Source organism: Anaerostipes hadrus ATCC 29173 = JCM 17467 (assembly GCF_030296915.1).
Lineage (GTDB): Bacteria > Bacillota > Clostridia > Lachnospirales > Lachnospiraceae > Anaerostipes > Anaerostipes hadrus.
Window position 1 is genome coordinate 1,071,180 of the sequence record NZ_AP028031.1, and the last position, 25,104, is coordinate 1,096,283.

Here is a 25,104-nt window from a genome sequence, read left to right on the forward strand (position 1 = left end):
GGTGGTGAGATTGCAGTATGATTTCCCTGGTGAATGGACTTTCGAGGGTGATTTTGAAAGTAACAAGTAGGAATCGCCGGGCACCCGACCCGTTACCAGAGTGGGCATATATGATAGTATATGATTTAAGTGGACACACCTAGTGTCAATTTGAGTGGTACCGCGGATAATTCGCCTCAAGCATATTTGCTTGGGGCTTTTCTTTTTTTCTATTTGAAGAAACGTACAACTTAAATAAAAAGGAGAAGAAATTATGAGAACAATGAAAAAAGTATTAGCAGCGGGATTAACAGCAGTTATGGCAATGTCATTAATGGTTGGATGTGGAAGCAAGAAAGATGACAGTTCATCTAAAACATATAACTTAGGAATCATCCAGTTTGCAGAACATGGTTCTCTTGATAACTGCCGCAAAGGATTTTTAAAAGGTTTAGAATCTGAAGGTATCAAAGAAGGAGAAAACTTAAAGATTACATACAAAAACTCACAGGCAGATACAGCCACAGATAACCAGATCGCATCAAATTTTGCATCAAAGAAATTAGATATGATCTGTGCGATTGCAACACCAAGTGCACAGAGTGCATACAATGCAACAAAAGACAGTGATATCCCAGTTGTTTATACAGCTGTTACATCACCAAAAGCTGCAGGATTTGTAGATAAAGAAGGAAAGAATGTTGGAAATATCACAGGAACTTCCGATCTTGTACTTGCAGATAAACAGTTAAAACTGATTCGTCAGATGATGCCAAAAGCAAAGAATGTCGGAATCTTCTACAGCACAAACGAAGCAAACTCCAAAGCAGGAATCGAAGCTTATGAAAAAGTAGCTGATAAATATGGATTCAAGATCATCACACAGGGAATCACAGCTTCCGCAGATATGCCAATGGCAGCAGACAGTTTACTGAAGAAAGTAGACTGCATCACAAACTTAACAGACAATTTAGTAGTCAGCAACATGCAGACATACCTTCAGAAAGCAAACAAATTAAATATTCCAGTTTTCGGATCTGAAGTAGAACAGGTAAAATTAGGATGTGTAGCTTGTGTCGGAATTGACTTCGTAAAATTAGGAAAACAGACAGGTAAGATGGCAGCTAAAATCTTAAAAGGCGAAGAAAAAGCAAAAGATATGAAATTCGAAACATTTAACAATGGAGATGTCATCATTAATACAGCAGCAGCTAAGAAGATTAACATGACAATCAGCAAAGATGTGCAGAAACAGGCAAAACAGACATTTGACAAGATCAGCGCACCAGAAAAATAATCAGGAGATGTAAATATTATGGAACAATTGATCATAGGCGTATTTGAGCAGGGATTTATCTATGCGATCATGGCGCTTGGCGTATATATCACATACAAAATATTAGACTTTCCGGATCTGTCCGTAGACAGTACTTTTCCATTAGGAGCAGCAGTGACAACCGTCATGCTCTCCTCAGGAAAGAACCCACTGCTTGCATTAATTGCAGCAACAGCAGCCGGAGCAATTGCAGGAATGGTCACAGGAATCATACATGTAAAATTCAAAGTCAGAGACTTATTATCCGGAATTATCGTTATGACAGGTCTTTATACCTTAAACTTAAGAATTGTAGGCGGAAGCGCAAATGTTCCATTATTTAACTACAAATCCGTATTTGATAATGACTTCATCAACGGAATCTTCCCAGAAGCATTAGCACCATATAAGACGGTGATCATTATTTTCATCATCATGATCATTGCCAAAATATTATTAGACTTATATTTAAAAACAAAATCAGGATACCTGTTAAGAGCCGTTGGAGATAACGAGACAATCGTAACATCTCTTGCAAAAGACAGTGGATTTGTGAAGATCGTAGGACTTGCGATCTCAAACGGATTAGTTGCATTAGCTGGAAGTGTTATGTGTCAGCAGCAGAGATTCTTTGAAATCTCTATGGGAACTGGAACGATCGTTATCGGACTTGCCAGTGTTATCATTGGAACAAACGTATTTAAAGGAAATCTTATCAAAGCAACAACTGCAGTTGTCATCGGTTCTGTGATCTACAAAGCATGTGTAGCAATCGCGATCGAAGTAGGATTACCAGCAACAGACTTAAAATTGATCACAGCAGTCTTATTCCTGATCATTCTGATCATCAGTATGGACCGTAAGAAGAAGGTGAAAAAGGCATGATTGAATTAAAACATATCGACAAATATTATAATATCGGAACAGTCAATGAAGTCTGCCTGTTCAAAGACTTCAATCTGACGGTAGATGACGGAGATTTCATTTCCGTGATCGGAAGTAATGGTTCAGGAAAGACATCCATGTTAAATCTGATCTGCGGAAGCTTAGAAGCGGAAGCAGGAAATATTATTTTAAATGGAGAAGATATTTCTCATCAAAAAGAGTATATCAGACAGAGAAAGATCGGACGTGTTTATCAAAATCCAGCAATGGGAACCTGCCCATCTATGACAATCCTTGAAAATATGTCTCTTGCAGACAATAAAGGAAAGAAATTTGGACTTGGATTTGGTACAAATAAGAAGAGAGTTGACTATTACAGAGAATTATTAAGCCAATTAGGACTTGGGCTGGAAGACATGATGGGAAGCAAAGTAGGTTCCTTATCAGGAGGACAGAGACAGGCAATGGCACTTCTTATGACAACGATGGCACCAATTGAGATCTTAATTCTGGATGAACATACTGCTGCACTTGATCCAAAGACAGCAGAACTGATCATGGAGTTGACAGGAAAAGTTGTCAAAGAAAAGAAACTGACAACGATCATGGTTACACATAACCTGCGTTATGCCGTAGAATATGGAAATCGTATTCTTATGATGCATCAGGGACATGCGGTACTTGATAAAGCTGGAGAAGAGAAAGCAAAATTAGTTGTTGATGATCTTCTGGATCAGTTTAATCAGATCAGTATTGAGTGTGGAAATTAAATTTTTAATTTGTAAGTTGGCCAACTGTAGATTTCGAGTATATGATAAAAAATAAATAAACGATTGGAAGAGCAGCTAGAGAATTTTGCTCACGTTTTTTGCAGATCGCTGATCCGCCGGCTTTCCTTGTGCAACTCGCCTTCAAGGGTGTTTAAATCAGAACTCTTTGAGGCTCAGACAGCACACCAAGCCGGCTGCGAATCCGCAAAAAACGTGGCAAAATTCTAATGCTGCTCTTCCAATCGTTTATTTATTTTTTATCATATACCTGAAGTCTATAGAGTGGACAATTCACAAGATTGAAAATTTAAGTGGGTGTGTATGGAGAACAGTATTGATTGTAAAATAGGGAATTTTCAGACAGAAGGTAATGTTATTATGCTTCATAAATATCTTGCTAAATCGGTGCTGTAGAAGTTCTTTTACCTTCTGTTAATAAATACAAAAATTATTAACCAGTATCGTATAACATACACACTGTGTAGTGATTTGAATAGTGTTCTGTTGTATGAGTCACTCATACATGCAACACCATTACAAATCACAATCTTGTGAAGTGTGTAGACTTTTGTTATAATAACGTTAGACAATGCTAACCAAGTGTTAGCGTAGACTAACTTATAAAAATGAGAGGAATTACATATGTATTTAGAAATAAAAGATATGAAAAAAAGCTTCGGATCAGGCGAAAGCTATAATCAAGTACTAAAAGGAATCACAACCAACATCGAACAAGGGCAGATGTGTGTCATCCAAGGAAGCAGTGGTTCAGGAAAATCTACAATGCTAAACTGTATCGGCGGATTAGATACTATGGATTCTGGTTCAGTCAAAGTTGATGGCAATGAAATATCAGGATTAAATGCAGATGAGCTCTCCGAATACCGCAGAGCTAATCTAGGGTTTATCTTCCAGTTTTATAATCTGGTACCAAATCTTACAGTCAAAGAAAATATAGAGATCTGTCAATTTTTAACGGAAGATCCATTGGATATGGAAGAACTGCTAGATACGCTCGGACTAACAGAACATCAAGATAAATTTCCTGCACAATTATCCGGTGGACAGCAGCAGCGATGTGCAATTGCAAGGGCGTTGATCAAGAATCCAAAGCTGCTTCTTTGCGACGAACCGACAGGAGCTCTTGATTCGAAAACATCCAAAGATATCTTGATCTTATTAGAGAAGATCAATCAGCAATATGGCACAACCATGCTGATCGTAACGCATAATAATGCAATCCGCAATATGGTACATAAGGTTATTATCATCAAAGATGGTCAGATCAGTGAAGATTACGAAAATGAAACAAGATTACCAGCAAAATCACTGGAGGATCTTTAGATGGAAAAAGTATTGAGAAAAAGAGCATGGAGAGATTTAAAAGAAAATAAATTCCGCTATTATGCACTTGCTTTTTTGATTATTATCAGTATGTATTTGGTCATCAGTCTGGTAGGTGCAGCGGATACGATTGTTGATGGAACTGCAAAGCAGGCAAAGAAACATAAGCTGGAAGATGGACAGTTTCAGGTATTTGTGCCACTAACGACAAAACAAAAAGAAAACTTTACAAAGAAAGGGCTTACAGTAGAAGAGACATTTTATCTTGATTTTAGACAAAAAGATGGAAGTAAGTTAAGAATCTTTAAGAATCGTAAAAAAGTCAATAAAATTAATCTGGATGAAGGTCGATTAGCAAAAAACAAAAGTGAAGTTGTTGTAGAAAAACGATATGCACAAGAACACAACTTAAAAACAGGATCAAAGATCACGATTGACGACAACTTCTATAAAATAACAGGAATCGGATCAGTTCCAGACTACGATGCATGTTATGAAAAGTTATCAGACAGTACTGTAGACAGCAAACAGTTTGGACTTGCATTTGTGACAGAAGATGCTTATGAAAATCTAAAAGACAATGAAAATAGTATTCAGTCTGAGGAATATATCTATGCATACCGATTAAATGGTACAATGACTCAGAAACAGTTGAAAAATAAATTAAAGAAGATCACATTTAACCCGGATGATGTCGATGATCCATATTTTAAAGATTACTGGGAAGAAACTGCAGGAAAGAAAGATGACATTAAAGACGGAATCAAAAAACTTACAGATGCAAGTACCCAGATGTCAGACGGATTAAACAAACTAAGTGAAAACAACGAAACATTGCAAAAAGGTGCCAATCAGATTTTTCAGGAATACTTAAAAACAGCAGAAGGCCAGTTGACATCCTTTGGTGTAACATCATTGACAGAAAATAATTATGCGAATATTCTAAAAAGTTTGATCGCAAAGTCAAGTGATGGGTTGACAAGATTATCCTTAGAATCAGCAAAAGAACAGTTGGATGCCTTAAAAACATATAGAGATGGAATCAAGGCTTATACAAATGGTGTTAAAAAAGCATCAGATGGAAGTAGTAAGTTAAAAGAAGGAACTGATCAATTGGAAGAAGGAACAGAAGAACTGATGAAAGCATTTGATATGGAAACATCGAATCTGACTCAGTTTTTAAAGGCAGATGACAACATAAGAATTGGAGCAGCGGCAGGTGATCAGGTCATTAGTAAACTTGCTGGAATGGTAGCAGGTGTCATCATTATGATCTTATTTACCTATGTAATATCTGTTTTTGTCATTCATGAAATTGAGAAAGAAAATAGTATTATTGGAACATTGTATGCGCTTGGAGTGACAAAGAAGCAGCTTCTAAAATATTATTTGACAGTTCCGGTGATCGTAACATTTCTGGCAGGATTAGCAGGAATGATCATTGGATATAGTCCGATAGGAATTCCAACACAGATGCAGGATTGTTATGATTATTTTTCTATACCAGAGTTGATTCCAGAACTTCTGATCTATCTATTGGTTTATGGAATCATTATGCCACCACTCGTTGCAGTGATCGTAAACTATTTTGTTATAAGAAAGAAACTGTCAAGGCCAGCACTTTCTATGATAAGAAATGAGCAAAAGAAGAGTCATATTTCAAAAGTCAAATTAGGCGATATGCCATTTCTTACAAAATTCAGGATCAGGCAGTCACTGCGTGAGGCAAGAGCCGGATTTACGGTAGTATTTGGAATGTTTATTGCACTGTTGGTTATGATGATCGGTCTGGACTGTTATGTGATGTGTGATCATATCAGCAAAGAAAATAAGAAAGACACAAAATTTGAATATATGTATACATATAAATATCCGGATAAAAAAGTACCAAAAGGCGGGGATGCATGTTTTGTAAAAGGATTGCATAAAGAAGTATGGGGATATGATCTTGAAATTTCCCTGATCGGTATAGAAAATGATAATCCATATTTCAGCCAGGATAAAGATCTTCCGAAAGCAAAGAACAAAGTTGTTATTTCATCTGCAATGGCACAGAAATATGATCTGAAAAAAGGTGACTCAATCATACTGTCTGATGAGGAAGATGAAATGGATTACGCATTTCAGGTAGCAGATATCACACAATATTCTTCTGGGTTATATGCATTTATGGATATTGACAGCATGAGAGATCTCTTTCAGACATCATCAGATTATTACAATATGGTTGTATCAAAGAAGAAACTGTCGATTGACTCTGGAAAACTATATGCAACGACAAGTAAAAAAGCAATTGAGGAGAGTTCAGATGTATTTATCAATATGATGATTCCGATGATGGGAATGATCGTTGGACTTTCTGTTATTATCTTTGCAATTGTCATGTATTTAATGATCAAGGTAATGATTGATCGTTCTGCACAAAATATTGCGTTGATGAAAGTATTTGGGTATCGGAAGAAAGAGATTAAGAAGCTTTATCTTGATGGGAATTTCTATATGATCGCAGTTGGAGCACTGATCAGTGTTCCATTATCTAAGAAATTAATGGATGCAATGTACCCAGTTATGGTTTCCAATATAGCTTGTGGTATGAATTTAAGTTTCACATGGCAGATGTATGCATTGATCTATGCAGGAATTATCATTACATACCTGGTAATTAACAAGTTATTAGTGCGAAAGATTTACAAAGTCGGACTTTCTGATGCGTTAAAGAATCGTGAGTAAGATTAAAAGAAACAATCAGTCTTTGCCATATAAAATAAACTATTGTATAATGATACAAAAAGACTAAAGAAGGAAGAAACGATGACATTACAACAGCTAAGATATGTCGTAACGATTGCGGAGATCGGAACGATCAGCAAGGCAGCAGAAGAACTCTTTGTATCACAGCCAAGTCTTACCAAAGCGCTAAAAGAACTGGAAAAAGAGATGCAGATCACGATCTTTGACCGCACGAACAAGGGAATTCATGTATCCAGAGAAGGAGAGATTTTCCTCGGATATGCAAGACAAGTACTGGAGCAGGCGGCATTGATCGAAGAGAAATATAAACATAAAAGTGGTGGGAAACAGGAATTTTGCATTTCAACACAGCATTATTCTTTTGCAGTCAATGCATTTGTAGACTTGATCAAAGAATATGGAAGCGAGAATTACGATTTCAGTCTGAGAGAAACTCAGACTTATGAGATCATCGATGATGTAGCCAGAATGAAAAGTGAGATCGGAATTTTATATCTCAATGAATTCAATGCATCGGTCCTTGAGAAGATCATGAAAGCAAATGATCTCAAATTCACGGAACTATTTGTTGCAAGACCACATATTTTTATCTGCGATAAGAATCCGCTGGCACAGAAAGATCAGGTCACGATGGAGGATCTCAAAGATTATCCATATCTGTCTTTTGAACAGGGAGAACATAATTCATTTTATTATTCCGAAGAGATGTTCAGTACCGAAGTGCGTTCAAAGAATATTCGAGTCAGAGACAGGGCAACGCTGTTTAATTTACTGATTGGATTAAATGGATACACGATCAGCAGCGGTGTGATCGACAAAGAATTAAATGGAGAGAATATTATTGCAGTTCCGCTTGCAGAAGAAGGCGAGATGCATATTGGCTATGTGACACATAAGAAGACGAAACCTAGCAGATTAGGGGCGATTTATTTGGAAGCGTTGAAGAGGCATGCACAATAATTTTATATATGTTTAAAGAAAGGTCATAACTGTATCATGGTAGAGATACAGGTTGTGACCTTTTGTGATTTTATGGTATAATTTTCACATAAAAAACGAAAATGAAGAAGAGGAAGTAAGATGATTACGGGTGAATTAAAAAACAAAATAGATAAGATATGGGAGATTTTCTGGACAGGTGGAATTACAAATCCACTGGAAGTTATCGAACAGTTTAACTACTTACTATTTATCAAGCAGTTAGATGAAGTAGAAACAAGAAAGGAAAGGGATGCAAATATTTTAGGGATTCCATACGAAGGAATTTTCCCAGCAGATTGTCAGCAGTATCGTTGGAGTAAATTTAAGAATCTGGGAGATGCGAATGAGATTTATGATCTGATGATGAATGGAGTATTTCCATTTATTAAAAATCTACATCCAGATGGAGAATCTGCTTATAGTAAATATATGGGAGATGCGATCTTTAAAATTCCAACGCCAGCATTACTTACCAAAGTAATTGATGGGATTGATGGATTGAATCTGGAAGGAGACAGTAAAGGAGATTTATACGAATATCTGTTATCCAAACTGGAAAGTGCAGGAAAGAACGGACAATTTCGAACACCAAGACATATCATTCAGATGATGGTAGAACTGGTAAAACCAGTACCATCTGATATCATCTGCGACCCGGCAATGGGATCAGCAGGATTCTTAATGGCAGCACAGCAGTATTTGCGTAAAAACCACAAAGATTTATTCTTAAACGCGGAACAAAGAGAGCATTTTAATCATGAGATGTTCTATGGGTTCGATATGGACCGAACGATGCTTCGAATCGGAGCAATGAATATGCTGCTTCATGGAGTCGATGATCCGAATATTGAATACAAAGACAGCTTGTCAGAGATGAATACAGATAAAGAAAAGTATTCATTAATTCTTGCCAATCCACCATTTAAAGGAAGTTTAGACTATGATGGAGTATCAGCAGATCTTTTAAAAGTTGCAAAAACAAAGAAAACAGAATTATTATTCCTTGTTTTATTCCTTCGTATCATGAAAATTGGAGGAAGGGCAGCAGTTATTGTACCAGATGGAGTATTGTTCGGAAGCAGTCGTGCCCATAAAGCGATTCGAAAAGAATTGATTGAGAATCATAAACTAGATGCAGTGATTTCTATGCCATCTGGAGTATTTAAACCATATGCAGGAGTATCTACAGCTATCTTACTCTTCACAAAAACAGGAGCAGGTGGTACCGACAAAGTTTGGTTTTATGATATGAAAGCTGATGGAAGAACGTTAGACGATAAACGTCAGGAAATCGAGGAAAATGATATTCCTGATATTATTGAGAGGTATCAGAATCTAGAAAAAGAAGAAGAAAGAAAACGAACAGAACAGTCTTTTTTTGTGCCGAAAGAAGAGATTGTTGAAAATGATTATGATCTCTCTATCAATAAGTATAAAGAGATTGAATATATTCCAGTAGAGTATCCACCAACGGAGGAAATTTTGAAAGATATTGAGGAATTAGAGGTGGAGATTCGTAAGAATCTAGTGGAATTAAGGAAAATATTGGAAGAAAATGATGATTAGTAGATAGAGAAATTTGAATTTGTAAGGGATGAGAAGAATGAGGAAAATAATAGATGAATGCTTTTTTCAGATACAAAATGGGGCAAATATTAAACAAGGTAAAGTAGATGGGGGATTTCCGATTACAAGAATTGAAACAATAGCCAATGATAGATTTAATAGAGATAGAATGGGTTATGCAGGTATCACAGATCTTTCAAAATACGAATCATATATATTAGAAGATGAAGATTTATTAATGTCACATATTAATAGTATGCAATACTTGGGAAGAACAGTTTTATATAAAAAACAAGATGATGAGATAATTATTCATGGAATGAATTTACTTAGACTGAGAGCCAATAGAGATATTATTATTCCAGGATATGCAAAATATTATTTTTATGGTCATTCATTTAGAAGCCAGTTAAGAAATATAATGAAAAAATCTGTCAACCAAGCAAGTTTTGCAGTAAAAGATCTTAAGAAAATAAAAATGGAGATTCCTTGTTTAAGGGAACAGCAAAAATTGGTTCAAGTATTGGATAAAATTCAGAAAATAATAGATGTGAAAACAAAGGAAATTGCAAAATTTGATGAGCTTGTTAGCGCCCGATTTGTCGAGATGTTTGGTGATCCAATTATGAATCCCAAAGGATGGAATGTTGTAACAATTAAAGATATTGTAACAGAAGTAAGATATGGAACAAGTAAGCCAGCAGTTGAAGGTGGTAAATATCCATATTTAAGAATGAATAATTTAACATTAAATGGTCAGCTAGATTTGAAAAATTTAAAATATATAGATATTCCAGATGAAGAAATTGAAAAATGTGTTGTAAGAAAAGGTGATGTTCTTTTTAATAGAACTAATAGCATTGATCTAGTTGGAAAAACAGCGGTTTTTAATTTGGTGGAGGACATGGTTATTGCAGGATATATCATCCGAATAAGATTAAATGAAAAGATATTACCAGAAGTCTTTTCTCAATATATGAATCTTAAAGCATTAAAGGATGTGCTTCGGGCAATGGCAAAGGGAGCTGTAAACCAAGCTAATATAAATGCACAAGAATTGCAAAGTATTAAGGTGTATTTGCCAGATATGGATATACAAAAACAATTTATTAAAATAAAAGATCAAATAGACAAATCGAAGTTTGAAGTTCAGAAGTCATTAGAAAAAACACAGATATTATTTGATTCATTAATGCAAGAATATTTCGGATAGAAAAGAGGCGATATTAAAATGTCAGAATTTAAACGATGGTTAATTGAACGTTTTAAAATAGAACGAAAACGATTTGATAGATCGGGAGTGTATGCTTATACGCAAAGAGCAATGGCATACAATTCAAATAAAATCGAAGGAAGTACATTAACTCCAGAACAGACAGCATCATTGTTTGATAATGGCACGTTACCAGTTAATGACGATTATTATCGTGCAAAAGATGTAGAAGAAATGAATGGGCATTTCTTGATGTTCAATTATATGTTAGATACATTGGGAGAAGAATTAACAGAAGACTTAATTAAACAGATGCATTATGAATTGAAATCAGGAGTTTTTGAAGACCGAGCGAATGGGTATGCAATCGGAGATTATAAGAAACGTCCCAATATGATTGGAATGTATAAAACCGCATTGCCAAAGGATGTAGAAACAGAGATGAGACAACTTTTGGATTGGTATCATAAACAAGAAAAAAGTATGAAAATACTTGCTGAATTTCATGCAAGATATGAGTCTATTCATCCATTCCAAGACGGAAATGGACGAACAGGAAGAATGATATTGTTTCGGGAAAGCCTGAAATATGATGAGTTAAAACCATTTATTATCTTAGATGATGATCGCAGTAAGTATTTAGAAGGACTAAAAGAATATAGAGAACATCATAAAGTGGATCAATTATTAGAATTAATGCAAAAAGAAGCTGAAACATATTATCAGGAATGTCAATATTTTATTTCATAGATTTAGGAACAAGAATGGTTGAAGGATGTTGGTATATAGGAGTGTACCAACATGGAAGAGAAAATTGTAACAATACTAAATGAGATGGCAGAGTATTTAACAGTGCCACAGATGAAAAAATTACAGGAAGTAATTCTAAGGACATTTTCGGAAAATGAACTAGAGAAACAACAGATATCAAATAAAGAATTTCTGGAAATGTTCTTGGATGCAAAAAGAGTAGAAGGATGTTCGGAACGTACCATTCAATATTATAAGGTAACAACAGAACATATGCTTTCGCAAACGGAAAAAGAAATCCGCAAGATAACGACAGATGAAATGAGGTCATATCTTGCGGATTATCAAAAAAGGAATAACTGCTCGAATGTTACAATTGATAATATACGACGGAATATATCGAGCTTTTTTACATGGTTGGAGGAAGAAGATTACATTTTAAAAAGTCCAATGAGAAGGATTCATAAGATTAAGACAAAAACAGTGGTAAAAAGTGTGATCACAGATGAAGGAATCGAACAATTAAGGGATCACTGCACACAGATTCGTGACCTTGCAATGATCGATCTGTTATATTCAACAGGTATACGTGTGGGAGAACTGGTAAATTTGAACATAGGAGATATTAATTTCGAAGAACGAGAATGTGTCGTCTACGGAAAAGGGGATAAAGAAAGAAGAGTTTATTTTGATGCGAAAGCAAAAGTACATTTAATTGAATATATAGAAAGCAGGAAAGACAAGAACCCCGCATTATTCGTTACGTTAGATGCACCATATGACCGCTTAAAGATTAGTGGAGTAGAGATTCGATTAAGACAATTAGGAAGAGAGCTTGGATTGGAACGAATCCATCCGCATAAATTCCGAAGAACAATGGCAACGAGGGCCATTGATAAAGGAATGCCAATCGAACAGGTACAAAAAATCCTTGGACATTCACAGATTGACACAACGATGCAATATGCAATGGTAAATCAGAATAATGTAAAGGCATCCCATCAGAAATATATGGCATAATCAGATAAAATAGAAAATTATTCCTTGAAAAATTTGAATTTGAGGGATAATAATGAGATATAAATTGAAAGAGATTTTTGAGTTGCAGATGGGTAAAACACCGTCGAGACATAATTCAAGTTATTGGAATACAGGGGATTATAAATGGATTTCAATTGCAGATTTATCAAATGTAGGAAAATATATATCAGAAACAAAAGAAACTATTTCTGAAAGTGCAGTTATAGAGAGTGGAATAAAAATTATTCCAGCTAATACAGTGGTGATGAGCTTTAAGTTGTCTATTGGAAAAACAGCAATTACTGCAGAAGATATGTATTCGAATGAAGCCATAATGGCATTTCATGATAAAAAAATTGTAGAGTTATTACCAGAATATATATATTATTTATTTAAATTTAAAGATTGGAATGTTGGAAGTAATAAGGCAGTTATGGGAAAAACTCTTAACAAAGCAACCTTAGCTGAAATGGAGATAGAAATACATACTATAGAAGAACAAAAAGAAATTATAAAGGTACTTGATCAAATATCAAATATTATAGCCAATAGAAAACAAGAATTAATTCAATTAGATAATTTAATTCAAGCCCGATTTGTAGAGATGTTTGGTAATCCAATATTGAATTCTATGAAGTGGAATAAAAAATCTCTTAAAGATGTCTGTACGAAATTGAATGATGGAACACATTTTTCACCAGAAAGTTTCGAAGTTGGAGAATATAAGTATGTTACAGCGAAAAATATTAAATTATCAGGATTTGATTTTTCAAATATAACTTATGTTTCGGAAGAAGTACATCGTCCTATATTTGAAAGATGTAATCCAGAATATGAGGATGTATTATATATTAAGGATGGGGCAACAACAGGAATAGCAATGGTAAATACATTAAAAGAAGAATTTACATTACTTTCTAGTGTAGCATTATTAAAACAAGACAGAAAAATAATGAACGGATATTTTTTAACAGCATTATTAAATAATGAGGATATGTATACGGATATTCGTAATAAGATGGGTGGCGCGGCAATTACAAGATTGACGATAGCAAAGCTTAATGCAATTAAGGTTATGGTTCCACCAATAGACTTACAAAACCAATTTGCAACCTTCGTCCACCAAGTCAACAAATCGAAGTTTGTCATCCACAAATTTCTATATTGCACCACCCACAATACAAAGAGTATAATAAAACCAAGACCAAATACCAAAGAATCAGGAAAAATAAGGGGAGGGAAACCACATGCAGACGAATTTTGACTTTCTAGCACAGACAGATTGCTTCAAAGACTTTGCGATGCAGGCAGCAGAAGCGGAACGAAGCATCGCCATATCTCCGTCAACAGCAGCAATCTTGTCAAGACGAGCCTTAGAACTCGCAGTTCGATGGGTATATGTCCACGATGATGCCCTGACCATGCCATATCGTGATAATATTTCCAGCCTGATTCACGAATATTCTTTCCGCAAGCTGATTCAGCCTAAATTATTTGATATGCTAAAATACACGATTAAGCTTGGAAATGTCGCAGTACATACAAATACCAACGTAAAACACGATGCAGCGGTACTTTCGTTACGCTGTGTTTTCCAGTTCTGTAAATGGATTGATTACTGTTATGGTGAAAACTATATAAATCGCCATTATGATATGAGTCTGCTGCCAGATGCCGGAAAAGAGAAAAAAACACAGGAAGAATTAGAAAATCTTCAAAAAGAACTAAGCGGAAAAGACCAGAAATTAGAAGAAGCGATCAAGGAAAATGAGAAGCTAAGAGAGCAGATGACCAAACTTCGTAAGGAAAATGAAACTGGACGAAGTTATGAAGTGGACAAAGATACAGAAGCAGAGACAAGAAGAAAATACATTGACCTTGATCTTGCGGAAGCTGGATGGACGATTGGCAAGGACTGTCTTACAGAAGTGCCAGTTACAGGTATGCCAAACAGTACAGGAAAAGGTTATGCCGATTATGTTTTATACAGCAATAATGGAAAACCACTGGCAGTCATCGAAGCAAAACGAAGCAGTGTAGACCCGATGAAAGGAAGTCATCAGGCAAAATTATATGCGGATTGTCTGGAAAATCAATACCAGCAAAGACCGATCATTTTTATAACAAATGGTTTTGAAATGCAGATCATTGACGATACACAGGATGATCCACAGCGAGTTGTCTCAGGTATTTTCACAAAAGAAGATCTGCAGCGAATGGTGGATCAAAGAACAAGCAAAAAGCCTTTGATTCATTTAGAGATTCAAGATAAAATTACAAACCGGCCATATCAGAAAGAGGCCGTGACAGTCTTATGTGAATCTATCATGAATCATCATAGAAAGCTGTTGCTAGTACAGGCAACAGGATCAGGAAAGACAAGGGTTAGTATCAGTCTGGTAGACGTACTTCGCAGACATAATTATGTAAAGAATATTTTATTCTTAGCAGATCGTAAAGCTTTAGTTTCTCAGGCAAAGAAGAGTTACAGTAATCTCCTTCCAGACCTGACAGTATGCAATTTACTTGAAAATAAAGAAGATCCAGAAAGCAGCAGAATGATATTTTCAACATATCCAACGATGTTACATGCGATTGATGACACGAAGAGAAAGGATGGAAAAAAACTATTTACACCAGCACATTTTGATCTGATCATTGTAGATGAAAGTCATCGAAGCATTTATAAGAAATATCAGGAAATCTTCCGCTATTTTGATGCGGTCTTATTAGGAATGACAGCTACACCGAAAGAAGAGATAGGTAGAAATACATATGAGATTTTTGATTTGGAACAAAATGTACCAACGTATGCATATGAACTTGATGAGGCAGTAAAAGAAGGATATCTGGTTGATTATCGGACAAGAGAGTATAAGACAAAGATCATGGAAGAAGGAATCCACTATGATCAGTTATCCGAAGAAGAAAAAGAAGCATTTGACGATGAATTCGATGATGATGAGAATGTAGAGAAAGATATTCCGAATACAGCTGTAAATCGATGGCTGTTTAATAAAGACACGATTGATCTTGTGTTAACCAATCTGATGAGAGAAGGATTAAAGGTAGAAGGCGGAGATAAATTGGGAAAGACAATTATTTTTGCAAGAAACAGCAAACATGCGAAGACAATTGTCGAGCGTTTTCAGAAGCTTTTTCCAGAAAAAGGCAGTCATTTTATCAAACAGATTGATTACAGCATCAAAGAGTCCGAACATTTGATTGAACAATTCGAAGAAAAGGACAAGATGCCTCAGATTGCAGTATCCGTAGATATGCTGGACACAGGAATTGATGTTCCAGAGATTTTGAATCTTGTATTTTTCAAGAAAGTCAGAAGTTATGCAAAATTCTGTCAGATGATCGGAAGAGGAACAAGACTTTGCAAAGATTTACTAGGGCCTGGAATGGATAAAGAAAAATTTCTGATTTTTGATTATTGTAATAACTTCGAATATTTCAGAGTGAATCCGCATGGAAAAGATAGCGGATTTATAGAAACATTAGCAGAGAAAATCTTTTTATGTAAGGCAAGGATCGTAAGAGAATTACAAGATACAGACTATCAAAAAGACGAAGATTTCAGAGAATATCGAAATACATTAGTGAAAGAATTAATACAAGCGATAAGTGATCTGAATGACGAAAGTTTCATTGTAAAACATCATTTGAAATATGTCCTTCGATATCGAGAACAGAAATCATGGGATATTCTTGAGACAGAAGCAATGGCTGACCTGAAGAAACATATCGCACCAATTATAGAGGCTGAAAAGGAAAATGAATTGGCACGAAGATTTGATTATCTGATGTATAGTATTGAACTTGCAATGTTGGAACGAAAGAATCCTTCGAAAAATATTGGAGCAGTTGTTGGTATTGCAGAGAAACTATCTTTAATGCAGGATTCTGTGCCACAGATCAAAGAGCAAAAATATATTTTGGATAAGGTACAGACAAATGAATTCTGGGAAAAAGCATTTATTCTGGAAATGGATGTAGTCAGGGAAACACTTAGAAATCTGATTCAGTTTTTACCAAAAAAGACACAGAGAATCGTTTATACAGATTTTGCAGATCAGGTAATAGAATATCAGGAAAACACACCAATTGAGATGGAAAATCGATTAGAAAACTATCGCAAAAAGGTAGAATTCTATTTAAAAGAGCATCAAGATAACATGGCAGTGTGTAAATTACGAAATAACCAGCCGTTACAAAAAAGTGATATGCAGGAACTGGAGAGAATTCTTTGGCAGGAACTAGGATCAAAAGAAGATTATACAAAAGAATATGGGGATACACCAGTTGGAATTCTTGTAAGAAAAATCACAGGAATGGATCAACAGGCAGCAAATGAGGCATTTAATGAATTCTTAAATGAAGAGAAATTAAATGCTGATCAGATTCGTTTTGTACGATTGATTGTTGATTATATTTCTGTAAATGGAATGATCGAAGACAGAAGAGTTATAATGGATGAGCCATTTCGAAGTGTCGGAAGTATTGGACAGATTTTTGAAAATGATATGGATATTGCAATGAAGATCATGACAGTGATCGATCAGATCAAGCAGAATGCGGAAGTTACAGTATAAAGGAGGAATCAACGAAAATAGTATCAAAGCCTATGGTTTTGCATTTGAAGGAAAAAATGTCCTGATCTTAGATTAACATGATTATAACAAAGAAAGGTATAAAATAATGGAACAACAGCAGCCAGAAAAGAAACACAAACGAAGAGTCAGATATAAAGGGACTCATCCAAGAAGGTTCGAAGAGAAATACAAAGAATTAAATCCAGAAAAATACGGAGATACGATTCAAAAAGTTATTAGTAAAGGAAGTACACCGGCAGGAATGCACATTTCCATCTGTGTAAAAGAAATTCTTGAATTTTTTGACATCCAGCCGGGACAAAAAGGATTGGATGCAACCTTAGGATATGGCGGACATACAAGAAAGATGTTAGAAAAACTACAGGGCAAAGGTCATATCTACGCATTAGATGTAGATCCGATCGAATCTGTAAAGACAGAGAAACGTCTGCATGATGCAGGGTTTGGAGAAGATATCTTAACGATCAAGCATATTAATTTTGCTAATATTGATCAGGTAGCCGAAGAAGTTGGACCATTCGATTTCATTTTAGCCGACCTTGGCGTATCCTCCATGCAGATTGATAATCCGGAAAGAGGATTTTCTTATAAATTTGAAGGACCATTAGATTTAAGACTGAATCCAGAAAAAGGAATTTCAGCGGCAGAGCGTTTAGAAGATATCACGAAGGCTGAATTTGAAGGAATGCTCATTGAAAATGCAGATGAGCCGTATGCAAAACAGATTGCAAAAGAAACCGTTGCAACGATGAAACGAGGAAAGAAGATCAAGACAACAACGGATCTTAAAGATGTCATTGAAAGAGCATTAAACTTTTTGCCGGAAAAAGAGCGAAAAGAAGCAGTTAAAAAATCCTGCCAGAGAACATTTCAGGCTTTGCGTATTGATGTAAACAGCGAGTTTGAAGTATTAGAAGAATTATTGGAGAAACTTCCAGACGCATTAGCACCAGGTGGAAAGGTTGCAATCCTTACATTCCACTCTGGAGAAGATCGACTTGTAAAACATGCGTTTAAGTATGGGAAGAAAGTAGGAATCTACAGTGATGTAGCCAAAGATGTTATTCGTCCATCAAAAGAGGAATGTGCCCAGAATGGAAGAGCAAAATCAACAAAGATGCGCTGGGCGATCAAAGTGAAATAAAAATTAAAAGGAAGGGAAATATTAAAAAGAGGTATGCTTTTTAATATTTCCTTTTTTCAAAAACATGAAAGAAAATGGTTTAAAATGATTGACTTTGACTGAAACTGTGCTATAATGAAGAAAAAAAGGAAACGAATGATTGATTTTGACGTTTTTATTTTGGAAAAGGAGGATAACCTGTATGAGAATTACAGAGCTGTTGCAGGATGCAACAATTGACCTTGGCGTGAAGGTTAACAGCAAAGAAGAAGCAATTGATCATCTGGTTGATTTAATGGTCAAGGGCGGAAACATCACAGATCGCGAAGAATACAAGAAGGGCATTTTAGCAAGAGAAGCTAATGGAACAACTGGTATCGGAGGAGGGATTGCAATTCCTCATTCTAAGAACAAAGCAGTAACTAAGGCTGGTTTGGCTTCTATGACAGTACCAGACGGAGTCGATTATGAAGCAATGGATGGAGAACCATCTGATGTATTTTTTATGATCGCAGCACCAGCAGAAGGAAGCGACGTGCATTTAGAGGCATTGTCAAGATTATCTGTGATCTTAATGGATCCAGTATTTAAGGACAGTTTATTAAAGGCAACAAGCAAGGAAGAATATCTTGCATTGATTGACAAGAAAGAAACAGAAAAATTCCCAGAAGAGGCGGCGAAGGAAGAAGAGAAACCTGCTGTACAAGAAGAGAAAGCAGACGATGGAACGATCAGAGTTCTTGCAGTTACAGCATGCCCAACAGGAATCGCTCATACATTCATGGCAGCAGAATCTCTTGAGAATAAAGCAAAAGAGATGGGAATTACATTAAAAGCTGAGACAAATGGTTCAGGTGGAGCAAAGAATGTCTTAACAAAAGAAGAGATTGAAAATTGTGATGGAATCATCGTAGCAGCAGATAAGAACGTTGAGATGGCACGTTTTGATGGAAAACAGGTTCTTCAGACAAAAGTAGCGGACGGAATTAATAAACCAGAAGAACTGATCCAGACAATTTTAGATAAGAAAGCGCCAACATATCATCATTCAGGAGCAGCAGCACAAGAAGATAGTGCAGAAGGTGAAAGCGTTGGACGTCAGATTTATAAACATCTGATGAATGGTGTATCTCATATGCTGCCATTTGTAATCGGTGGAGGTATCTTGATCGCTCTTGCATTCTTAGTAGATAATCAGGCGATCAACCCGGCAAACTTCGGTAAGAATACACCACTTGCAGCTTTACTAAAGACAATCGGTGAACAGGCATTTGGATTTATGCTTCCAATCTTAGCTGGATTTATTGCAATGAGTATTGCAGACCGACCAGGATTAGCGATAGGTTTCGTTGGTGGAGCATTAGCAAATGGTGGTTATACATTTGCTAATATCATGGCATATGATTCTGCCAAAGCCGTTTCCTCTGGATTTATCGGAGCATTATTTGCAGGTTTTGTTGGTGGATATATCATGGTTTTATTAAGAAAACTGTTTGATAAATTACCAAGTGCATTAGAAGGGTTAAAACCAATTTTACTATTCCCAGTTTGTGGTATTTTAATTATGGGTGTTGTGATGATCGCAGTTAATCCGGTTGTTGGAGCGATCAATACAGGACTGAATAACTTCTTATCATCTATGAGTGGAACAAGTTCTATCCTTTTAGGAGCAGTTCTTGGAGCGATGATGTCCATTGATATGGGTGGTCCATTTAATAAAGCAGCGTATGTATTTGGTACAGCACAGTTAACAGTAGCCAATGCAGGACCAGAACAGTATGCGATCATGGCAGCTGTTATGGCCGGAGGAATGGTACCTCCACTTGCGATCGCACTTTGTACAACATTCTTCAAGAATCGTTTTACAGAGAGTGAAAGAAAATCTGGTGTTGTAAATTACATCATGGGATTATCATTCATTACAGAAGGAGCTATCCCGTTTGCAGCAGGAGATCCAATCCATATCCTGCCACCATGTATCGTAGGATCTGCAGTAGCAGGTGCGTTATCCATGGCATTTAAATGTGGACTTCCAGCACCACACGGTGGAATCTTTGTTATTGGAGTCATCACGAATCCAGTACAATACTTAATTTCTGTAGTAGTTGGTGCAGTTATTGGAATGATCGTTATGTCATTTACAAAGAAACCATTAAATAAATAAGATTGTAAATAACCATTTACAATAAATTAATTCTTCATATTTTCATAAGCAATATTTATAATAAGTAAACAGAGATTGTGAAATTTTGCAATCTCTGTTTGCTATTTTGATAAAACAATGATATACTAGATAAGATTTTAGAAATCAAAGACAGTTCATTCGTACCATCCTGTCTATAAACAAAACTAGGACTGAGAAGAAGATTTTCAGGATACAGGTACGCGTGCTTGTATCCTTTTTTGATTGAAAATATATGTAGAAGGGAAAGAAGAAAATGTATCAGTTAACAACACATGCATCCTTTGATTCAGCTCATTTTTTATCGGGTTATGAAGGAAAATGCAGCAATATCCACGGTCACCGCTGGAAATTAGAAGTTACCGTACAAAGTGAAACATTAGAACAGACAGGGCAGATTCGAGGAATGGTTGTCGATTTTGGACAGTTAAAAGATGATATTAAAAAATTAGCAGATGAGTTTGATCATAGTCTGATCATAGAAGATGGAACATTAAAAGAGAAGACAGTAGAAGCATTGAAAGAGGAAAATTTCAAAATGATCTTCGTAGATTTTCGTCCAACTGCAGAGAGTTTTGCAAAATATTTTTATGATAGAGTGAAAGAAATCGGATATGATGTCAAGTTAGCGAAAGTTTATGAGACACCAAATAATATGGCAGCATATGGGGAGTAAATGAGATGGAAACATTTAAAGTAGTCGAAACCTTTGTAAGTATCAACGGAGAAGGAAAGAAAGCTGGTCGTCTTGCTATGTTTATCCGATTGAAAGGATGTAACTTAAACTGCTCTTACTGCGACACAACATGGGCCAATAAAAGAGATGCAAGATGTGAATTATTGACGGCACCGCAGATTGTAGAAAGGATCAAAGAAGCAGGAGTCGAACTTGTTACATTAACAGGTGGAGAGCCTCTTCTTGATGAAAATGTGTCAGAACTGATCGGAAGTATCTTGATGATGCCAAAAGTTGAGATTGAGATTGAGACAAATGGAAGTGTACCGATCAGATATTATAAAGAAAGAGACAACAGACTAACAATGACAATGGATTACAAACTTCCATCCAGTAATATGGAAGAGAATATGTGCCTTGAAAATATGGAATATTTAAAACCATGGGATGTTGTTAAATTTGTTATTGGAAGCAGGGAGGATTTAAACAGGGCCAAAGAAATCATTGAACGATTCAGACTTTGTGAAAAAGCAATTGTATACTTCAGTCCTGTATTTGGTAAAATCGAACCAGAAGAAATCGTTGAATTTATGAAAGAAAACAAGCTTAACAAAGTCAGGTTCCAGATTCAGATCCATAAAGTTGTATGGGACCCTGACAAGACAGGTGTATAGGAGGAAATACTATGGCAATCGATAAAGAAGCGATCAAGGAACATATAAGAGGTATTCTTGTTGCACTTGGAGATGATCCAAACCGTGAAGGGTTAAAAGAAACACCAGATCGTGTAGCGAAAATGTATGAAGAAGTCTTTGAAGGAATGAATTACAGCAATCATGAGATCGCACAGATGTTTTCAAAGACATTTGAAGATGATCTAAGTGTCAAAGATCATAAAGATATGGTGATCGTAAAAGATATTGATATCTTTAGTTATTGTGAGCATCATATGGCATTAATGTATGATATGAAAGTCTCTGTGGCATATTTGCCAAAAGACAAGGTATTAGGACTTAGTAAGATCGCAAGAATCTGTGATATGGTTGGAAAACGTTTACAGCTTCAGGAAAGGATCGGAAGTGATATCGCAGAAATTATCATGGAAGTTTCAGGAAGTGAAGATGTAGCTGTTTATATTGAAGGATGTCATAGCTGCATGAGTGCAAGAGGAATCAAAAAACACAATGCCAAGACAGTGACAACAACACTTCGAGGAGCATTTGATACAGATTCCACATTAAAATGGCATTTCATGATGCAGGCAGGAAAATAAGAAAAGGAGAGAAGCAAAATGGCAAAACCAAACAAGGCCGTTGTGGTATTCAGCGGTGGACAAGACAGCACAACATGTCTTTTCTGGGCAAAGAAGAAATATGATGAAGTGATCGCGCTTTCATTTAATTATGGACAGAGACATTCAAAGGAACTCGAATGTGCAAAGAAAATCTGTAAAGAACACGGTGTAGAACATCATATTCTGGATATGGGACTGTTAAATCAGTTAGCACCAAACTCTCTTACCAGAGTGGATATGGAAGTGGATCATGAAGCACCAGAAGAAGGAACACCAAATTCATTTGTCGATGGAAGAAATATGTTATTCTTAACATTTGCAGCTGTTTTTGCAAAACAAAGAGATATTCATGTGTTAGTAACGGGTGTTTCCCAGAGTGATTTCAGTGGATATCCAGATTGTCGCCATGTCTTTATCTCATCTTTAGAAACAACATTAACACTTGCCATGGATTATGAGTTTGAAGTGATCACACCACTGATGTGGATTGACAAGAAACAGACATGGGAGATGGCTGATAAATTAGGCGTCTTTGATATTGTAAGAAATGAAACTCTGACATGTTATAATGGAGTGATGGGTGATGGATGCGGAGAATGTCCAGCATGTAAGTTGAGAAGACATGGATTAGAGGAATATTTAAAAGTCCGTGGACATAAATAAAAATATACGAAAGAGAAAAGCTTGCTTTATAAACATCTCGATAAATCGGTGTTGTTTAAGCCCTTTTACCATCTGTCATCTATTAATAAATACAAAAATTATTAGCCAGTACCGTATAACATACACACTGTGTAGTGGTTTGAATCATGTAAATTATTTGAATATTATAAAAAGAGATCATGTGTCAGCAACCGTACGGACACGTCTGCACTTAGCGAGTGGATGGTCGTTAGACCATTCAGGAGCTTAGTACAGCTACGTGGGAGTCCGAACGCGAGTGGGTTGCAGGCACATGATCTCTTTTTATAATATTCCACCAATAATTTCCGCCTTCAAACTACAAATCACAATTTCTGAAACGACTTCAATTCCTTTACCGCAAATGTTATCGCACATACCGCAGCAAATCCATCTGCGATCGGTGCTGAGAACATAACTCCCTCAATTCCAAAGAAGATCGGCAAAATGATCATCAAAGGCAGCAAGAAAATAACTTGTCTGGTCAATGAAAGGAAAATACCACGATTTGCCTTTCCAATTGCTGTAAAGAAGTTTGCAGTAATTGGCTGTAATCCATTAATAAAGGTACAAAACAAGAAGATTCTGAAAAACTTCTCTGCAAAACGGAAATAAGCTTCACTTTCAGACCCAAAGATTCCAATGATCTGTCGTGGGAACAGCTGGAAGCAGATGAAAGAAACTGTGCTGATGATCGTTGCAGAAATCGCAGCTTTCAAATAAGCCTCACGGACACGATCTAGCTTTCTTGCACCATAGTTATAACTGATAATTGGCTGTAATCCTTGAGAAATACCAATATTAATCGCAAAAAAGATCATATTGATCTTCGTAATGATTCCGGCACATGCCAATGGAATATCGCTTCCGTAAGAAGATTTTGCGCCATAACGGATCAAAACATTGTTCATAACGATCTGTACGACCATCATGGAAACCTGATTAAAGAATGGCGCCATACCAAGAGAAACGATTCTTCCTATATAATGAGGATGTGGTCTTAACTTTTCTTTTGTAAGTTTTACTGTTTTAAATTTTCTTAAATATAAAATAACCATGATTCCAGATACGACCTGTCCGATCACGGTTGCCCAAGCAGCACCAGCAATTCCCATGTGGAAACCAAAGATCAAGGTTGGATCAAGAATCGTATTGATGATCGCACCAGTTAAAGTGCAGGTCATGGAAAACTTTGGACTTCCGTCAGCACGGACAAGGTTCGTACCACCTGTTGTTAAGATCAAAAATGGAAATCCAAGAGATGTAATACCTGTATAGATTAAAGAATAATCTAAAACACTAGATGTTGCGCCAAATAAGATCATCATTGGTTTTAAAAATAATCTTGTTATGATACAAAGGATCATACCAAGTGAAAAAAGCATTGTGATTGCATTTCCAGCGAAGGAAGCAGCCTCCTCCTTTTCTTGTTGGCCCATGCAAAGATTAAAGTTTGCAGCCCCGCCGATTCCACACATCAAGGCGATGGCAGTACAGGTGATAACTAAAGGAAAGGCAACATTTGTTGCTGCGTTCCCAAGCATCCCAACACTTCGTCCAATGAAAAACTGGTCTACCATATTATATAAGGCACTTACGACCATAGCGATAATACTAGGAATAGCGAAACGAAGAAGCAAATTTGATATCTTCTCGGTACCGAGCGGATTTGTCTTTTGTTCGTTCATAATAAATAAAACCTCTTCTTTCTAAAATATATATAAAAGATTGTCGAAACGATCGAAAATGGTCGAAACGGACGTTATCTAGTATAGTATAAATGACAAAATAGTACAACTTTTTAAAAAACTTTTTGAGAAACAGGATTCAGTAAACGAGAAAATAAGAGATAATTCGATATATTATCAGAAAATAAATGTATAAATCGTTAAGAAATCTAATTATCAGACAACTTAAGAAAATTCATACTTTACAACTAGGGAAAATTTCGG

The 25,104-nt window shown here is 36.0% G+C and carries 19 protein-coding genes and 1 other annotated feature (1 of these 20 cut by a window edge); of the genes, 18 read left to right on the forward strand and 1 reads right to left on the reverse strand.

Annotated features, from left to right (window positions below; translation table 11 throughout):
• Window positions 1-182, forward strand: a binding site (T-box leader) (it extends 57 nt beyond the left edge of the window).
• Between the two features lie 71 nt (window positions 183-253).
• The 18 genes from QUE18_RS05235 (at window position 254) to queC (ending at window position 23,134) form a co-directional block, all read left to right on the forward strand.
• Window positions 254-1,276, forward strand: coding sequence for an ABC transporter substrate-binding protein (locus QUE18_RS05235; protein WP_009202825.1), 1,023 nt, complete (start codon window positions 254-256; stop codon window positions 1,274-1,276).
• An 18-nt stretch (window positions 1,277-1,294) separates the two neighbouring features.
• Entirely contained in the window at window positions 1,295-2,179 is an 885-nt protein-coding gene (locus tag QUE18_RS05240; protein ID WP_008393696.1) for an ABC transporter permease, read from the forward strand.
• A complete protein-coding gene (locus QUE18_RS05245; protein WP_008393697.1) occupies window positions 2,176-2,949 on the forward strand; it encodes an ABC transporter ATP-binding protein in 774 nt (257 codons plus the stop codon). The genes QUE18_RS05240 and QUE18_RS05245 overlap by 4 nt, the downstream gene beginning before the upstream one ends.
• 642 nt (window positions 2,950-3,591) lie before the next feature.
• On the forward strand, window positions 3,592-4,293 hold the full coding sequence (locus tag QUE18_RS05250) for an ABC transporter ATP-binding protein (RefSeq protein WP_009204714.1): 702 nt from the start codon (window positions 3,592-3,594) through the stop codon (window positions 4,291-4,293).
• On the forward strand, window positions 4,294-7,023 hold the full coding sequence (locus QUE18_RS05255; RefSeq protein ID WP_009204715.1) for an FtsX-like permease family protein: 2,730 nt from the start codon (window positions 4,294-4,296) through the stop codon (window positions 7,021-7,023).
• Between the two features lie 81 nt (window positions 7,024-7,104).
• A complete protein-coding gene (locus QUE18_RS05260) occupies window positions 7,105-8,004 on the forward strand; it encodes a LysR family transcriptional regulator (protein WP_008393704.1) in 900 nt (299 codons plus the stop codon).
• 120 nt (window positions 8,005-8,124) lie between these two features.
• Complete coding sequence (locus tag QUE18_RS05265; RefSeq protein ID WP_009204717.1) at window positions 8,125-9,591, forward strand: type I restriction-modification system subunit M; 1,467 nt, start codon at window positions 8,125-8,127, stop codon at window positions 9,589-9,591.
• A gap of 37 nt (window positions 9,592-9,628) precedes the next feature.
• Window positions 9,629-10,804 carry a restriction endonuclease subunit S gene (locus tag QUE18_RS05270; RefSeq protein ID WP_009204718.1) on the forward strand — a complete coding sequence of 392 codons (1,176 nt, stop codon included), beginning with the start codon at window positions 9,629-9,631 and terminating at the stop codon, window positions 10,802-10,804.
• Between the two features lie 18 nt (window positions 10,805-10,822).
• Complete coding sequence (locus QUE18_RS05275) at window positions 10,823-11,554, forward strand: Fic family protein (protein ID WP_009204719.1); 732 nt, start codon at window positions 10,823-10,825, stop codon at window positions 11,552-11,554.
• A gap of 51 nt (window positions 11,555-11,605) precedes the next feature.
• Entirely contained in the window at window positions 11,606-12,574 is a 969-nt protein-coding gene (gene xerA, locus QUE18_RS05280) for a site-specific tyrosine recombinase/integron integrase (protein WP_009204720.1), read from the forward strand.
• A 52-nt stretch (window positions 12,575-12,626) separates the two neighbouring features.
• Complete coding sequence (locus QUE18_RS05285; protein ID WP_009204721.1) at window positions 12,627-13,838, forward strand: restriction endonuclease subunit S; 1,212 nt, start codon at window positions 12,627-12,629, stop codon at window positions 13,836-13,838.
• Window positions 13,822-17,175, forward strand: a complete 3,354-nt coding sequence (locus tag QUE18_RS05290; RefSeq protein ID WP_009204722.1) for a DEAD/DEAH box helicase family protein — start codon at window positions 13,822-13,824, stop codon at window positions 17,173-17,175. Before QUE18_RS05285 ends, QUE18_RS05290 begins: the two co-directional genes overlap by 17 nt.
• 106 nt (window positions 17,176-17,281) lie before the next feature.
• Entirely contained in the window at window positions 17,282-18,340 is a 1,059-nt protein-coding gene (gene rsmH, locus QUE18_RS05295) for a 16S rRNA (cytosine(1402)-N(4))-methyltransferase RsmH (protein WP_009204723.1), read from the forward strand.
• A 181-nt stretch (window positions 18,341-18,521) separates the two neighbouring features.
• A complete protein-coding gene (locus tag QUE18_RS05300) occupies window positions 18,522-20,483 on the forward strand; it encodes a PTS fructose transporter subunit IIABC (protein WP_009204724.1) in 1,962 nt (653 codons plus the stop codon).
• Window positions 20,484-20,757: 274 nt separating this feature from the next.
• Window positions 20,758-21,177: a 6-carboxytetrahydropterin synthase QueD gene (gene queD / locus QUE18_RS05305; protein ID WP_008393720.1), complete on the forward strand. Its 420-nt coding sequence runs from the start codon at window positions 20,758-20,760 to the stop codon at window positions 21,175-21,177.
• A 5-nt stretch (window positions 21,178-21,182) separates the two neighbouring features.
• A complete protein-coding gene (queE, locus tag QUE18_RS05310) occupies window positions 21,183-21,851 on the forward strand; it encodes a putative 7-carboxy-7-deazaguanine synthase QueE (RefSeq protein ID WP_008393721.1) in 669 nt (222 codons plus the stop codon).
• Between the two features lie 11 nt (window positions 21,852-21,862).
• Entirely contained in the window at window positions 21,863-22,450 is a 588-nt protein-coding gene (gene folE / locus QUE18_RS05315; protein ID WP_008393722.1) for a GTP cyclohydrolase I FolE, read from the forward strand.
• 18 nt (window positions 22,451-22,468) lie between these two features.
• Entirely contained in the window at window positions 22,469-23,134 is a 666-nt protein-coding gene (gene queC / locus QUE18_RS05320; RefSeq protein WP_009204725.1) for a 7-cyano-7-deazaguanine synthase QueC, read from the forward strand.
• A gap of 344 nt (window positions 23,135-23,478) precedes the next feature.
• Here queC and QUE18_RS05325 read toward each other — a convergent pair whose 3' ends face one another.
• Window positions 23,479-24,840 (reverse strand): MATE family efflux transporter, encoded by a 1,362-nt coding sequence (locus tag QUE18_RS05325; protein WP_009204547.1) that lies wholly within the window; start codon window positions 24,838-24,840, stop codon window positions 23,479-23,481.
• Between the last annotated feature and the right edge of the window lie 264 nt (window positions 24,841-25,104).

Excerpts from the sequence above, each read along its gene's own strand:
- QUE18_RS05300 (WP_009204724.1), top strand. The coding sequence starts at position 18,522 with ATGAGAATTACAGAGCTGTTGCAGGATGCAACAATTGACCTTGGCGTG.
- xerA (WP_009204720.1), top strand. The coding sequence starts at position 11,606 with ATGGAAGAGAAAATTGTAACAATACTAAATGAGATGGCAGAGTATTTA.
- rsmH (WP_009204723.1), top strand. The coding sequence starts at position 17,282 with ATGGAACAACAGCAGCCAGAAAAGAAACACAAACGAAGAGTCAGATAT.
- QUE18_RS05285 (WP_009204721.1), top strand. The coding sequence starts at position 12,627 with ATGAGATATAAATTGAAAGAGATTTTTGAGTTGCAGATGGGTAAAACA.
- QUE18_RS05235 (WP_009202825.1), top strand. The coding sequence starts at position 254 with ATGAGAACAATGAAAAAAGTATTAGCAGCGGGATTAACAGCAGTTATG.
- QUE18_RS05245 (WP_008393697.1), top strand. The coding sequence starts at position 2,176 with ATGATTGAATTAAAACATATCGACAAATATTATAATATCGGAACAGTC.
- QUE18_RS05240 (WP_008393696.1), top strand. The coding sequence starts at position 1,295 with ATGGAACAATTGATCATAGGCGTATTTGAGCAGGGATTTATCTATGCG.
- queC (WP_009204725.1), top strand. The coding sequence starts at position 22,469 with ATGGCAAAACCAAACAAGGCCGTTGTGGTATTCAGCGGTGGACAAGAC.
- QUE18_RS05275 (WP_009204719.1), top strand. The coding sequence starts at position 10,823 with ATGTCAGAATTTAAACGATGGTTAATTGAACGTTTTAAAATAGAACGA.
- QUE18_RS05260 (WP_008393704.1), top strand. The coding sequence starts at position 7,105 with ATGACATTACAACAGCTAAGATATGTCGTAACGATTGCGGAGATCGGA.
- queE (WP_008393721.1), top strand. The coding sequence starts at position 21,183 with ATGGAAACATTTAAAGTAGTCGAAACCTTTGTAAGTATCAACGGAGAA.
- QUE18_RS05265 (WP_009204717.1), top strand. The coding sequence starts at position 8,125 with ATGATTACGGGTGAATTAAAAAACAAAATAGATAAGATATGGGAGATT.
- QUE18_RS05255 (WP_009204715.1), top strand. The coding sequence starts at position 4,294 with ATGGAAAAAGTATTGAGAAAAAGAGCATGGAGAGATTTAAAAGAAAAT.
- QUE18_RS05250 (WP_009204714.1), top strand. The coding sequence starts at position 3,592 with ATGTATTTAGAAATAAAAGATATGAAAAAAAGCTTCGGATCAGGCGAA.
- QUE18_RS05290 (WP_009204722.1), top strand. The coding sequence starts at position 13,822 with ATGCAGACGAATTTTGACTTTCTAGCACAGACAGATTGCTTCAAAGAC.
- queD (WP_008393720.1), top strand. The coding sequence starts at position 20,758 with ATGTATCAGTTAACAACACATGCATCCTTTGATTCAGCTCATTTTTTA.
- QUE18_RS05270 (WP_009204718.1), top strand. The coding sequence starts at position 9,629 with ATGAGGAAAATAATAGATGAATGCTTTTTTCAGATACAAAATGGGGCA.
- folE (WP_008393722.1), top strand. The coding sequence starts at position 21,863 with ATGGCAATCGATAAAGAAGCGATCAAGGAACATATAAGAGGTATTCTT.
- QUE18_RS05325 (WP_009204547.1), bottom strand. The coding sequence starts at position 24,840 with ATGAACGAACAAAAGACAAATCCGCTCGGTACCGAGAAGATATCAAAT.